The 12,690-nt window shown below is 71.7% G+C and carries 12 protein-coding genes; 7 read left to right on the top strand and 5 right to left on the bottom strand.

What is annotated here, in order from left to right:
• Nucleotides 1-78: 78 nt before the first annotated feature.
• A complete protein-coding gene (locus WME85_RS36670; RefSeq protein WP_437827727.1) occupies nt 79-1,035 on the bottom strand; it encodes an Rpn family recombination-promoting nuclease/putative transposase in 957 nt (318 codons plus the stop codon).
• A 75-nt stretch (nt 1,036-1,110) separates the two neighbouring features.
• The gene (locus WME85_RS36665) at nt 1,111-1,974 is read right to left on the bottom strand and encodes a hypothetical protein (protein ID WP_437827726.1); all 864 of its coding nucleotides are present in this window, start codon (nt 1,972-1,974) and stop codon (nt 1,111-1,113) included.
• A gap of 966 nt (nt 1,975-2,940) precedes the next feature.
• Between WME85_RS36665 and WME85_RS36660 the strand changes: the two genes are divergently transcribed.
• Nucleotides 2,941-3,951 carry a hypothetical protein gene (locus WME85_RS36660; RefSeq protein ID WP_437827725.1) on the top strand — a complete coding sequence of 337 codons (1,011 nt, stop codon included), beginning with the start codon at nt 2,941-2,943 and terminating at the stop codon, nt 3,949-3,951.
• A 115-nt stretch (nt 3,952-4,066) separates the two neighbouring features.
• On the opposite strand, the gene WME85_RS36655 is transcribed toward WME85_RS36660, so the two are convergent.
• Entirely contained in the window at nt 4,067-5,305 is a 1,239-nt protein-coding gene (locus tag WME85_RS36655) for a hypothetical protein (RefSeq protein ID WP_437827724.1), read from the bottom strand.
• Between the two features lie 475 nt (nt 5,306-5,780).
• Here WME85_RS36655 and WME85_RS36650 point away from each other — a divergent pair, with 475 nt between their 5' ends.
• The 3 genes from WME85_RS36650 to WME85_RS36640 all read left to right on the top strand — a co-directional run bounded on the left by WME85_RS36650 (nt 5,781) and on the right by WME85_RS36640 (nt 9,656).
• A complete protein-coding gene (locus WME85_RS36650) occupies nt 5,781-7,187 on the top strand; it encodes an RNA polymerase sigma factor (RefSeq protein ID WP_437827723.1) in 1,407 nt (468 codons plus the stop codon).
• Between the two features lie 453 nt (nt 7,188-7,640).
• Nucleotides 7,641-8,213 carry an RNA polymerase sigma factor gene (locus WME85_RS36645; RefSeq protein ID WP_437827722.1) on the top strand — a complete coding sequence of 191 codons (573 nt, stop codon included), beginning with the start codon at nt 7,641-7,643 and terminating at the stop codon, nt 8,211-8,213.
• Nucleotides 8,214-8,735: 522 nt separating this feature from the next.
• On the top strand, nt 8,736-9,656 hold the full coding sequence (locus WME85_RS36640) for an undecaprenyl-diphosphate phosphatase (RefSeq protein WP_437827721.1): 921 nt from the start codon (nt 8,736-8,738) through the stop codon (nt 9,654-9,656).
• On the opposite strand, the gene WME85_RS36635 is transcribed toward WME85_RS36640, so the two are convergent.
• On the bottom strand, nt 9,638-9,922 hold the full coding sequence (locus tag WME85_RS36635) for a cupin domain-containing protein (RefSeq protein WP_437827720.1): 285 nt from the start codon (nt 9,920-9,922) through the stop codon (nt 9,638-9,640). The two genes, WME85_RS36640 and WME85_RS36635, sit on opposite strands and share 19 nt — an antisense overlap.
• Before the next feature lie 743 nt (nt 9,923-10,665).
• Between WME85_RS36635 and WME85_RS36630 the strand changes: the two genes are divergently transcribed.
• The 3 genes from WME85_RS36630 to WME85_RS36620 all read left to right on the top strand — a co-directional run bounded on the left by WME85_RS36630 (nt 10,666) and on the right by WME85_RS36620 (nt 11,714).
• Nucleotides 10,666-11,064 (top strand): RNA recognition motif domain-containing protein, encoded by a 399-nt coding sequence (locus tag WME85_RS36630; protein WP_437303695.1) that lies wholly within the window; start codon nt 10,666-10,668, stop codon nt 11,062-11,064.
• 108 nt (nt 11,065-11,172) lie between these two features.
• The gene (locus WME85_RS36625; protein WP_436621828.1) at nt 11,173-11,355 is read left to right on the top strand and encodes a hypothetical protein; all 183 of its coding nucleotides are present in this window, start codon (nt 11,173-11,175) and stop codon (nt 11,353-11,355) included.
• Nucleotides 11,352-11,714, top strand: a complete 363-nt coding sequence (locus tag WME85_RS36620; RefSeq protein WP_437827719.1) for a hypothetical protein — start codon at nt 11,352-11,354, stop codon at nt 11,712-11,714. Before WME85_RS36625 ends, WME85_RS36620 begins: the two co-directional genes overlap by 4 nt.
• Nucleotides 11,715-12,180: 466 nt before the next feature.
• Here WME85_RS36620 and WME85_RS36615 read toward each other — a convergent pair whose 3' ends face one another.
• A complete protein-coding gene (locus tag WME85_RS36615; protein WP_437827718.1) occupies nt 12,181-12,546 on the bottom strand; it encodes a hypothetical protein in 366 nt (121 codons plus the stop codon).
• Between the last annotated feature and the right edge of the window lie 144 nt (nt 12,547-12,690).

Raw genomic sequence — 12,690 nt, 5'->3', positions numbered from 1 at the left:
TGCGGCCGGCGCCGATCGCCGCGCTCATGCCACGGGCGCGACGACCTCCTCGGCTGCGGCCGGCGCCGATCGCCGCGCTCATGCCACGGGCGCGACGACGTCCTCGGCGGAGGCCGCGGTCGCGGCGCGCGCGATCCACCTGTCGAGCGTGGCTGCGTCCGTGCACGCCTCGATGCGCGCGCGGGTCTCGCTGTCCACGGCGATGCCGCGCGCCGCGAGGACCGCCAGGATCGCCCGGGCCAGCCCCTCCTGTCGTCCGCGCGCCGCGGCGTCGGCTGCGCGCGCCGCGGCGTCGGCTGCGCGCGCCTCGGCGTCGGCGGCGAGCTTCACGAGCTCGCGCGCCTGCTGGATCTCGTCCATCACGCGCTGGTAGGCTTCCTGTTCGGCCTGTGTGAAGGTCGCCTCGTTGGCGAGCTCCACCGCGTCCCGGTGGGGCCCTGGCGGCAGCTCGGGCGGCACCTCGGCGAAGTCGGGGGTGTGGACGAAGAGCCAGGCCCACAGCTCGGCTCCGGTCTCGGGCCACCGCCTCGGGAGCTTGGGCAGCTCCAGGAACGCGTACTGGACCTGCAAGAGGCCGTTCTGCCCGCTGCTCCGCTCGGTCATGTTCCAGCGGCTGAGCATCGGCACCCGCGGCAGGTCCTGGGCGTCCTGCTCGGCGTCCGGCCACAGGGCGAAGTCGCAGATGGACACCGCCACCACGTCGGCGAGCTTGGTGTACGGCTCGCCCCGCTGGAGCTGCGCCACGTAGGCCTTGCAGGCGTTGTACACCACGCGGTTGACGAACCCGGGCACGTGGATGAGCTGCATCTCCACGACGAACGTGGTGCCCGCGCGGTCACGGCATTTCACGTCGAGGATGGACAGCTTGGCGCCGGTGACGTGCGGCGCTTGCTCGCTGGGCAGGTATTCGATGACCTCGATGGCCCGCTCGCCCTGGCGCTCGAGCAGGTCATTGAGCAGGCCGCGCAGGATGTCGGGGTGGTTGGCGAAGATCCGCCGGAAGACGAAGTCGTTCTTCAGGTCGGCGAAGCGCATGCCCTAGCTTTGCAGTCGTCCGGCGCGGGGCGCAAGCGGGTAGGCGCTGGCGGATCTCCTCGATCTGCCGGGTTCTCAGACCGGCGCGCTCAGCTCTCCGCCGCCGGCGGCTCCAGCCCCGGCCGCCGTCGGCGCAGCCGGGACGGCCGGCGCGCCGCTCGTCGCCTCGCCCTTGGCGCCGCCCGGCGCGCCGCTCGTCGCCTCACCCTTGGCGCCGCCCTGCGTCCGACGCGCGCCGGTCTCGCGGTGCGCGTCGAGCGGGCGCAGGGCCTTTCGGACGGCCTCGATCGTCGCGGGCTCGTCCTCGTCGACCATGCCGGCCACCTTGGTCGCGTAGCTCACGATGGCGGACTGGATGGCGCGCACGAAGGTGGCGAGGTTCGATGTCGCGGCGGCCTCCTTCTGCAGCCTGTCTCTCACCATCACGTCGTAGCGCGGCAGGACGTTGCCGATCTGCTCGAGGAACTCGGGCCCGGCGAGCGCGTCGATCTCCGGCTGGAGCGCGGCTTCCTGGATGTGCTCCACGATGGAGGCCATGACCGTGTTCTGCGCGGAGTACTCGGCGGTGAGGAACGACAGGCCATCATCGCCGAACAGCTCCTTGACCAGCTCCTCCGCGCGCCGCGCTTTCGGGAAGCGCTCGGGGGGCAGCATCGAGTACGCGATGAGGCGCATGCGCAGCGCCCCGAAGCTCGCGTCGGCCTCCCGGTCGAGCACCCGCACGTCCTCCTCGGACAGGGCGCCGTTCTCCCGGCGGCGCGCGGTGAGCGCCTTCTGGCCTGCCTCCGCGGCGGCCTTCAGCTTCGTGCGCGCCTTGGCGACGTTCTCCGGCGCCGTCTCGGGACAGGCTGCGACCAGCGCGTTGGCGAGGGTCACGCCGTTGGCGATGTTGATGATGGGAGCACGAACATACACCGAAGCATCGAACGTTTGGTCCATCGTGCCACGCTATGAACGTAGGTGTTCCGAGTCCAGGGCTCCTGTCGTCGTCAATGTGCTCTCGGCGCCACAGGGATGCTCGAGAGCATCGATGCGACGCGAGCGGCGGAGCGCGGGGGGGACAGGCGAAGAGCGGTGAGGAGAGGAGTGACATTGAAGTTTTTCGCTCCTGTTCACCTGCCTCGATGACGGACGGAGGGTTCTGCGGCTGCGGGCAGGGGAGGGCGGCGCGCGGCGAGCGCTGTCCCGGGGGTGTTCCGGGCTTGCGGGGACGGGTCGTCGACCTGGTGGCGGTGCCGGGAGGGGTCCCCGGACGGATCGGGGACCTGTGGGCGATGCCCGGAGGGTTCCCGGATGGGTCGGCGACCTTGTGGCGATGCCGGGAGGGTTCCCTGACGGGTCGTCGACCTGTGGGCGATGCCGGGAGGGTTCCCGGATGGGTCGGGAACCTGGTGGCGATGCCGGGAGGGTTCCCTGACGGGTCGTCGACCTTGTGGCGATGCCGGGAGGGTTCCCGGATGGGTCGTCGACCTGTGGGCGATGCCGGGAGGGTTCCCGGACAGGTTGCCGACCTGCGGGCGAGGCTCCGGGGCTTCGCGGACGAGTCGCCGGCCTGCCCGGAGATGCCCCCGGGCATCCTGGAACGGGTCGCCGTCGTGCTGGCGCGGACCGATCGGGTTCTTTTCAGAGGTCGCCGACCTGCTGGAAAGGCCGGTCGGCTTCCCGGAAAGGGTCGTCGACCCGTTCTGCAGGCCTCGAGGGTTCCAGCGCCTGACAGGGCAGGCATAACGGATCGTGCCGACGCGGAAAAATGCATTGTCGGGTGCCGGTCGAGCTTCGTAATTCCACTCGGAGCCGGTCGCATCCGGTCGTGGCCCTTCGGTTTTGGCCTTGATCCGGTGCCTCACGCTCGAGCGGAGTCCCTTGCGCCATCCACGTCTGAACGTCCTCGGGTGCAGTGTTGCCGTGTCCCTGGTGCTGGCCGCGCCGCCGGTCCTTGGCCAGGCGCCGCCGGGCGGCGTGCGGCTGTCCTACACGCGCGGCCCGGGCGCGGAGGGGTGCCCCGAGGAGCAGGCGTTCCGGGACGTCGTCGCCGCGCAGCTCGGCGGGGCCGACCCCTTCGGGGAAGGCAGCGGCCGGCTGGTCGAGGTGGTCCTCGCGCGCCAGGGGCGCCGCTTCCTGGGGAAGATCGCGCTGTACGACAGCGACGGCCGGCGGCTCGGCGGCCAGGAGCTCGCGAGCACGGCGTGCGGGGCGCTCGTGGAGGACGTCGGTACTGCCCTCGCCATCATGTTGCGCCCGGCGCGATCGGCGCGGGAGCCAGCGCCGCCGCCCCCGCCATCGCCAGAGCCGGCGCCGCTGGAGGCAGCCTCCCCGCCGGCGTCAGAGGCCTCGCCGCGCGCGCCGGCCCCGGTCCCGGCGCCGCCTTGCGCGCCGTGCCAGCCCGCCGCTCCGGCGCGGCCCGCGGCGCGCCCGGGCCCCTCGCTGGCGTGGCCGCGGCTTCAGGTCGGCCTGGGGGCGCTGCTCGCCGAGGGCATCGCGCCTGCCCCGGCCATCGGGTTCTCGGGGTCGATAGGGGCCCGATGGGAGGCATTCGCGCTCTCGCTGGAGGGAGGTTGGCACCTGCCGGTCGCCGCCAAGCCGTATCACGGCAGGATCTTCGGCGTGTCCTGGCTCGGCGGTTCACTCGTCGCCTGCGGGCATGCCGCCTGGTTCTTCGGCTGCGGCCTGGGCACGGCAGGACGCGTGCGGCACTTCGGCATGGCCAACTTCGTGGGGGAGGCGATGCTGCCGTCCGCGGGGCTCGGGCTACGAGGTGGCGTGGAGGTGCCGATCTCGCACCAGCTTGCTGCGCAGCTCAGCGGCGACTTTTTCGTCAATGTGAGCCGCCCAGCGCTCAATTTTCCTGGCGGATCGAGCTCATCCACAGCAGCGACCTCCACAGTAGGAGCACTGCGTCTGGTCGCTTCGTTCTGAGCCACGTACGACAGTTCGACCTTCGGAACGCGCCTGCTGGGAGCATGGCGCGTGCTGGAAGCATGTGGACGAGGCGGCGCGTGGACGCGGCCGTGAGAACCCTGGCCCGCCTGCCTCAGGTAGGTGTCTGCTCAGGTACCGCCTCAGGGCGACAGCAGAATGTCGCGGCGCCGCGCAGCGCGACGCCACCGGTCGGCTCGCCGCCGGTCGGCGCGCATGTGCCCGGATCGAGGTGGACGACGCTCGCCGATTTGCTCCCGAGCGCCGTCCCGGGGGAGATCGCGCCGCAGAAGGGGGCTGCAGAGCTCACCACCACGCCGACGACGAACTGCGAGCACGCGCTGTCGCTGAACGCGGACGCCAGGATGCTGCAGGTCGCCCCGCTTGGCTCGGCGCAGCCACACGGCGCGCAGCTGCGCGTGTCGTCGGCGCCTGCGTAGAAGACGTGCCGATCCGGATAGCTCTCCGGGCAGTCCTGCTCTCCTTCGTGATGGATGCACGTCAGGAACCCCTCGGGCGGCGCGCCGTCGCCGGCCGGAGGCGCCGGGATGCAGACCGTCCCGGGATCGCCGCATGAGGCGACCACGGTGCCGGTGCACGCCCGGGCAAAGGTCGCGAAGCCCCCGCTGGTCCCGGCCTCTTCCGGCCCTTCAGGCGCCTCGACGACCCTCGGCGCGCAGGTTCCGGGCAGCACGCGCGGGGCGGGGATCCCGAGCGACTGCGCGCAGAGGGCGCCGTCGCACAGCTGTTCGGCCGGGACCGCGTTCGTCGAGGTGCATGCGCCGTCCCATCCGTCCGGTGCTGCGAACGAGGTCTCGGCGGCGCCAGGGACGTCGCAAGGAAAGCTTGCGTGGGCGCGCCACGCGGCCGGCAGCTCGCACGACGCGTCCGGCGGATCGCACAGGCAGGCCGGGCACGCGTGCGGCGCCGCCGTGAAGTCTGCATGACCCTCGTAGCCAATGCTGGGCGCGGAGGCGGGGCAGTCGGGCGCCTGGTCATGTGCGCCAATCCAGAGCAGCGCTGGCTCGGACCAGTCGAGCGGTGCTCTGGGCACGCACTGCCCCGAGCAGGCCTGTGGCAGGGTGGGGTCGAAGCCGGGAGCTGTGGCGCTGTCGAGATCCGCGCCCGCGCTCGCGTCGCTGCAAGCGTCGTCTGTGTCGCTACCGGCATCGCCGCACGTGTCGGCTCCGGCATCGTAACACGGGCCGCCCGGGTCCGTGGCGCCGGGGACGGTTGGATCCTGGCAGACATCGACGCCTTTGATGTCGCCGACGACCACGCAACCGCCTGCCAAGGCCAGGGCTTCGAGCAGGAGGACCGCGGCACTGCACGCCATCACCTCGCTGGTTCTCACGGATCGACCCCACGATCTCATCGGCTCATTCCTCTCCTTCGGCGACGCAGCGGCCGAGTTCGCAGTGCCACGGCGCGAGCGCCTCCGCAGGGGACCACGGGAAGAGCGAGGCGAGAAGCCCCCTCAGCCGGAGGAATGCGCCGGGGGTACCTTCCTGCAGCCACCGCACTTTCACCAGAGCCGCTGCAAAAATGTCGCGCCTCGTCCACGCCTGCTGATCCGGCCCCGGTCACTGGAAAGCCAGAGCGCGCCGAGAGCTCGCGACAGGCTCATCGACCGCCAGGTACCTTCGAGTCGACCGCCGGTCGCCTGCCAGCCTGGCCGATTTTGCAACGGAACAGAGAAACGTAACGTGATGCGCCAGGACGACGGTGGCCGACGAAGAACCCGCAGGGAGCTGCCGGCCCTTCGGACTTTTTTCTGTCCCGCGGACGATTTCGCCACAACCCGGCCCATCTCGCCGGAATAAGTACTGATGAGGGAGTCACGACCCCGCCGGCTGTCGCCGGTCCCCGCCCAGGACGCCGCCCCTGAGCCGGCGGCAGAGCTGCCGCGGCCTTCCTTCGAGGACGTCTACAAGAGCCTGCTCGGGTACGTCCTCCGGGTGCTCTGGCGGATGGGCGTCCCGGCCCGGAACCTCCGCGACGTGGCCCAGGAAGTGTTCCTGGTCGTGCACCGCCGGTTCGACGACTACGACCCCCGCCTTCCTATGAAGGCATGGGTGGCGAGCATCGCGTCGCACCTCGCCCTGCGGCACCAGCGGCTCGCCCGGAACAAGCGCGAGCTGCTCGCGCGCTCCGAGGCCGAGCGCATCGACGTCGTCGACCCGGGGTGCGACCCGGAATCGCTGTACGCGCGGGCGGAGACGCAGCGGATCGTCCGGGAGCTCGTCCAGCGCCTCGAGGGCGACCGGCGCGTCGTGTTCATCCTGTACGAGCTCGAGGGCCTCGACATGCGCGCGATCGCCGAGGCGCTCCAGGTCTCGGAGAACACCGCGTGGGACCGGCTGCGGCGCGCCCGCAAGGACTTCGCGGCGGCAGTCAGGCGGCTGAGCGCGAGCGACCGCGACGCGCTCGGCGTGTGCGGTGCCCGCTTCGCGCTGGCGCCGCTCGCCCTGGCGCACGGGCCACTGCTGCTCGATCTCGGGGACGCTCGGCTCGCCCTCCCGGAAGACCTCGGCGAGCTGCTGTGGGCGCGGCTCCAGGCGCTGCCCGCCGCCAGGGACGGCCAGGGGATCGCCCGGTCCAGCCAGGCGGCGCGGGCGGACTTTCCCCTCCGCGACGGCGCAGCGGAGGCGGTCCCAGGGTGGGCGGCCAGCGGCGCCCCGGCGGGCCTCGCGCGGGCGGGCATCGAGGTCGCGCGGGCGAAGCTCGCCGCGGCAGGCGCGGCGTTGTTCCTGGCCGGTGCCGGCGCTGGCGCGGGCACCGTCTACGCCGCCTTGCCTCGCGCCGTCCCACCCGAGATCGCCCTCGCTCGCGGCGACATGCTGGCGGCTGCCCCCGTCGGCTCGGGTACGACGGTCGAGCTCGCTGCCATCCCGGCGGCTCCGTCATGGGTCGTTTCGGCGCCGGCACCGCCTGCTGCCGCGACCAGCGTGAAGGTGGCCGTCCCGCCGCTGGACACGGACTTGACCCTGCTCCAGCGCGCCATCGCCGCGCTCGGAGCGGGGAAGGCGACCGATGCGCTCGATGCGCTCGATCGCCACGCGCGGAGCTACCCACGCAGCCCGAGAGCCCAGCAACGCGAGACCGTGGCGATCCAGGCCCTCGTCCAGGCCGGCCGGCGCGCCGAGGCCGCAGCGCGAGCCGCCCGGTTCCGCGAGGCTTTCCCTGGCAGCGCGTACCTGCCCGTGATCGAGGACGCATTGAACAGCCTCCCGTGAAGGCCGGCGCCCTTCATCTGTTCTGAATGACTGGAAGAGAGAGTCGGCCGGATCGACTGGAAGAGGGGGTCGTCAAGGCACCCTGGGCACCATGGATATTCTCTCCTCTCCTTGGCGTCCTTGGCGTCTTGGCGGTTTGAGCCCTCTCCCGCTCCGGGCTCTCCAGCGAGCGTTTGCGCTCGAGCTCTAGCCACGCCGCTCGTCACCCCAGCGCGAGCTTCACGAGGAATCATGGGCGTGAAACCGAGCCCGTTCGATCGATCTCGCAGCGAATTGCGGGCGCCTCAGGGAACTCGCGCGCATGGACGCGCAGTTCCAGAAGCAGCGCTGGCTCACTGTACAACATGAGCTCGGTAGGCTCCGAGTTACCGCCAGAAAAACTACCTTCCATGACAGCAACAGTTCGCCTGGTTTGCCAGCGGCCGGCCGAGGCTCGACGCATCGGAGAGCCCGGTGAGCGATCGGAAGAGCGGCGCGCCGCCCTCTCCGCCGCTATCGATGCCGCCGCGCGCGGCGGTCTTCCCACCGGTCGGCGCCCTCGTGGCGGAGCAGCGCCTCATCGTGGCCACGCTCATCGCGTGCGGCGTCCCCGCGCGCGATCGCGAGGATCTGCTCCAGATCGTGCTCGTCGCCGCCTGGAGAGCCATCCAGTCCGGCAGGTACCGCCCCGATCCGCGGGCCGACCCGCGCCGCGCGCTCCGTGCGTGGCTGCAGGGCATCACGTGGCGGCAGGCGGGCCATCACCTAGGGCGCGCCCACGTTCGCCGCGAGGTTCCGGTCGACGACCCGCGCGCGCTGGTCGACGAGGGCAGCGTCGACCTGGATGGCCGGCTCCTGGCCCGCGCCGCGCTGCGCGCGCTCGCCGAGCTGCCCGCGCGCCGTCGCGATCTCCTCCTTGCCGCGGCAGGCCCCCGGACCGTCACCGCCCACGCCGGGGCTCACGGCCTCGCTCCGGCCACGGCCGCCCGACGGCTGCAGCTCGCCAGAAAGGCGCTCGCCCGCCGGATCGCGCGGCGGCTCTGGTAGGTCCGGGCGCTCAGCGGCGCGAGCTGGTCTGTGCCGGACGACCTCGAAACCTCACCGCGGCGTGGGCGTGGTGAAGGTGGTGAACTCGACCCGCTCGGCCCAGCCAGCCTTGTGAGTGTACCGGATGGGCGGGATCGTGAGGCCGGCCTTCGCTTGTTCGCGAGCCTCGGCAGCGGAAGCTGCGCGTTGTGCGGAGCGAGCAGGATACCCTGTAACTTGATCTTGCAGGCCGTGGGCAGGTGTTGTCTCAAGTCATCGTGAAGCCGGTCGCGAAGCGAGTGCTCGTCGATGGGCATCAGCACGGCGTCCCCCCGGAACACGGCACGTGGCGTGGGCGGTTCAATGAACACCGCCAGCGTGATCGGCTCGGAGCGTCGGGCGAAAGTGATTCCAAGGCGTCTCGCAAATGTCAAGCGTGAAGGCGCGCCTCTCCGCCCCCGCCGCGCCGCCGCCCCGCCACGACGGTTGATCCCGTGCGCGCTCTCGATCCCCCGCGGCCCGTGTGCGGATAGACTCCGCGCAATGTTCTGGTTCGACGCCGTCCTGCTCGGGGTCCTCGAGGGCCTGACCGAGTTCCTCCCCGTTTCGTCCACCGGTCACCTCATCCTGCTCGGCGCGTGGCTCGGCCACGAGAGCGAGGCGGCGAAGACGCTCGATATCGTGATCCAGCTCGGCGCGGTCCTCGCCGTGGTCGTCTATTTCCGCGAGCGCCTCGCCGTCACCGTGCGCGGCATCCTCCGGCGCGACCCGGACAGCCTCCGCCTCGCGCTCGCGATCGCGATCGGCTTCCTCCCCGCGGCGCTGGTCGGCCTGCTCTTCCACAAGGCCATCAAGGCGTACCTCTTCGGGCCAGGCCCTGTCGCGGTCGCCCTCATCGCCGGCGGCTTCCTGATGATCGGCGTCGAGTCCGCGCGCCGGCGCCGGCCGGACCAGGGCGCGCCGCGCGTCGAGGACGTCACGCTCCAGCGCGCCCTCGCGATCGGCTTCGCCCAGTGCTTCGCGCTCTGGCCAGGGGCGTCGCGCTCGATGACCACCATCGTCGGCGGCCAGCTCTCGGGCCTCAGCACCGCCGCCGCCGCCGAGTTCTCGTTCCTCCTCGCCATTCCGACGCTCGGCGCCGCGACGGTCTTCGACCTCGCCAAGAACGGCCGCGCCCTCCTCGACGCGCCCGGCGGCGCCACGGCCCTCGCCGTCGGCCTCGCCGTCTCGTTCGCGGTCGCCCTCCTCGTGATCGCCGTCTTCCTGCGCTACCTCAAGCGCTACGGCCTGGCGCCGTTCGGCTGGTACCGCATCGCGCTCGGCGCCCTCGTCCTCTGGCTCTGGCTCGCGAGTCGCTCCGCCCCCGCCGAGGCCGGCGCCGCCGCGGCCCAGCCCGGGCCGCACGGCGACGTCGCCGCGGCGGGCGCCAGCGCGAGCGCGGGCGATCAGCCGAGTCGCCCGTAGGCGTACAGCCACCGGGCCGTCGTCGCCCCGCGGTTGCGCACGGTGTGTACCACGCCAGCCCGGATCTCGATCTCCTCGCCGACGCGGGGCACGAGCCTCTTTCCGGCGAGCTCCAGCTCGAGCTCGCCTTCGAGGACCATCAACAGCTCGTCGTCGTCGTGAACATAGTCCTTCCACACGCGGCCGGGCGGATCGGTCCACAGCCCGCCGTGGAAGCCGCGCGCGCGCCAGCGCTCCAACACCTCATCACGAGCCGCCCTGTCCATACCCACTCATCTTGCCCGAGACGCGGGACATCGTCCACGCCGGCTCCGGCGCGGCATGGCCGCGCGCAAACGAGCTGGCGCTCTGCCCGCTCGCCGCGCCGTCGCCGCGAGCGCCGGGGCGGAGACGGCGTTCTCGCGCGATGGGAGAGGCAGCGTCCTCGTCACGCCGACGCGAGCGGCGCGCAATGACGCCGACGCGAGCGGCGCGCAACGACGCCGACGCGAGCGGCGCGCACCGCGCCCGCCAGCCTTGCGCTCTGCGCGACGCACCCAGGCTCGGCGAGCTGTCGCGCACCGTACCCGCCGCGCGGCCGCAGCTGCCTCCCTGTTTTCCGCTGATCAGCTCGGATTCAGCCCCAGATACAGCTCGGATCGCCCGGGACGATGCGATGGCGCTCACGAGGTCGTCGGCGACTTCGCGTGCTTGACGTGCTCGACAACAGCCTCCGCGAGCCTCTGCGCCGAAGGACGGACGAAGACGGAACGGCCCGCTTGCGGAAAACGTCACGTCGGGCTAGGATGCTCATCCTCACGAACGTCCCTGGCCCTCGACACGACGCTTTCCCTCTTCCCTCTCTCACGAGGGAGACTGCAGCTCGCTCGGACGACTGGACGACGCACCGTGTGACCGCGCGGGAGTTCCGCGCGGCACGTCTCCGTTCGATCCGCTACGGCTTCGTCGGATGGCAGGCCGAGAGCGCCTCATGGCGCAACAGAAAGCCGTAAAAAAAGAGCAGGTTGGCATGGGAAATCGTCTCTACGTTGGAAACCTTTCGTTCAGCACCACCCGCGAGACCCTCGAGTCCGCGTTCGCCGCGGCCGGCGAGGTTCGTGAGATCGCGATGCCGACCGACCGTGAGACCGGGCAGCCGCGCGGCTTCGCGTTCGTGACCATGGGCTCGGCCCAGGCCGCGAACAGCGCCATCGCGCAGCTGAACGGCTCGGTCCTCGACGGCCGCGCGCTCAAGGTCAACGAGGCGCAGGAGCGCCCGGCGCGCGGCGGCTTCGGCGGCGGCGGCGGTGGTGGTGGCTTCGGCGGCGGTGGTGGCGGTGGCTACGGCGGCGGCGGCGGCGGTGGCCGCGGCGGCTACGGCGGCGGCGGTGGTGGCCGCGGCGGTCGCGGCGGCGGCGACCGGTACTGATCACCGGCGCGGCGCGGCGGCGTTCGTGCGCCGCCGCGCCCGCGCTGTCAGAACGCGCCACAGGGCGCTGAAGAACGCGCCCGACGGCGCCGAAAGGCCTGGTTCCGCATGCAGAAGCAGGGAGCATTGAAGCGGCAGAAGGAACGCGCCCGGCAGGAGAAGCAGCGCGAGAAGGACGCGAACCGCGTCGCGCGCCGCAGGGAAAAGGGCCCCGGCGACAACGGCTCACCGGGAGAGGATCCGGACATCGCGGGGATCGTCCCGGGGCCTCAGCCTCCGGTCGTCGAGTGAAACGCGAAGCGCCGAGCCAGGGCGCCGAGAGCGCCCCGTCCGGGCCAGCAGCCGATCAGGACAGCTCGGCGCAGACGACCGCGCGACAGCGGTTCATCGAGCAGAGCGCGACCACGCTGGGCCAGGCGTGGGCCAGGCGGTGGCGTCAGGACCTTCACCGAGAAGGCCGCCCCGCCGCCGGCGGATGGCCCGGCACGCTGCGCGAAGCGCGAACCCAGGTAGAAATCGCCCTCCCCGGCGAGATGCTCCACCGGAAGATGCCCGCCATCACCGGCGTGGAGCGCGAGCTCGCGGCCCGGACCGCCTACGCCAGCGCACGGAACGAGTGGCGCAGGCACATCGAGCCCGAGACGCCCTGATCCCCTAGCCACGTCCGTGCAGCGACCCGGAACGGGTCCTGTACAGCGTCGCCAGCGTTCGCAGCGCGGCAGAGCGAGCGCCCCGGGCCTGTGCCGCGGCCATGCTCGCGCTGCGGCGGAGGAATCGCCGCCCGGCGCCCGCCTCGCGCCGTCGGCCGAGCCTGACCGAGGCGTCGCGGTGATTCAGCGAGCTGTCGGCCGAGCCTGACCGAGGCGTCGCGGTGATTCAGCGAGCTGTCGGTCGAGCCTGACCGAGGCGTCGCGGTGATTCAGCGAGCTGTCGGCCGAGCCTGACCGAGGCGTCGCGGTGATTCAGCGAGCTGTCGGTCGAGCCCGATCGAGGTGTCGCGGTGATTCAGCTTGTTGCAGGTGATCTCGTTCGCCCCCGGCGCCCGAGCTGCTCGCGACGTGAGACCAGCGCGCCGCATCGTCCGAGGCACGCCTCGGACGATGCGCGCTCGCCGCCCTAGGCCCCTACCTCGGCGTTCGTCCGGTACGTGGCCGTGGCGACGTAACGGAGGACCCTGGAGCAGAACTCGCTGCCACAGCTCCCCCGGCAGGCGCATTCACCCTCGAACCGCGCCGTGCGCGAGGCGAGGGCGTTCAGGATCTCCCGCGTCACGTCGTAGCCGCCGTTGTCGCAGGAAGAGTACGAGCACGGCATCTCGAACAGCGCATGCGCGTGCTCGACGACGACACGACGGATGTACTGCGTGTCGTTCGCCAGCCCGTTGGACCGGGTCTCGCGGATCTCCAGGTTCAAGCTCGTCAGCTCCGGGACCTTCTGCAGGAGCTTGCCAGCCGCCTGTTCCCGCTTCCCGCGTTGGAGCATGCGCTCCTCCCGCTCGATATTCCTGCGACGATTCGCTGAATACATCTACCACCTCGGTCACGCAGGAATGCACCAAGCCCCTGCCCTTATTCAGTATAGCGCAGTCGATGGACCGGCGCATGCACAATCTGGCCACTCCAGGAT

Origin of the sequence: Sorangium sp. So ce1153, from assembly GCF_051521595.1 — a bacterium.
Taxonomy (GTDB): Bacteria; Myxococcota_A; Polyangia; order Polyangiales; family Polyangiaceae; genus Sorangium.
Note: the sequence above shows the minus strand (reverse complement) of the source record. Positions and strands in the feature narration are given on the sequence as shown.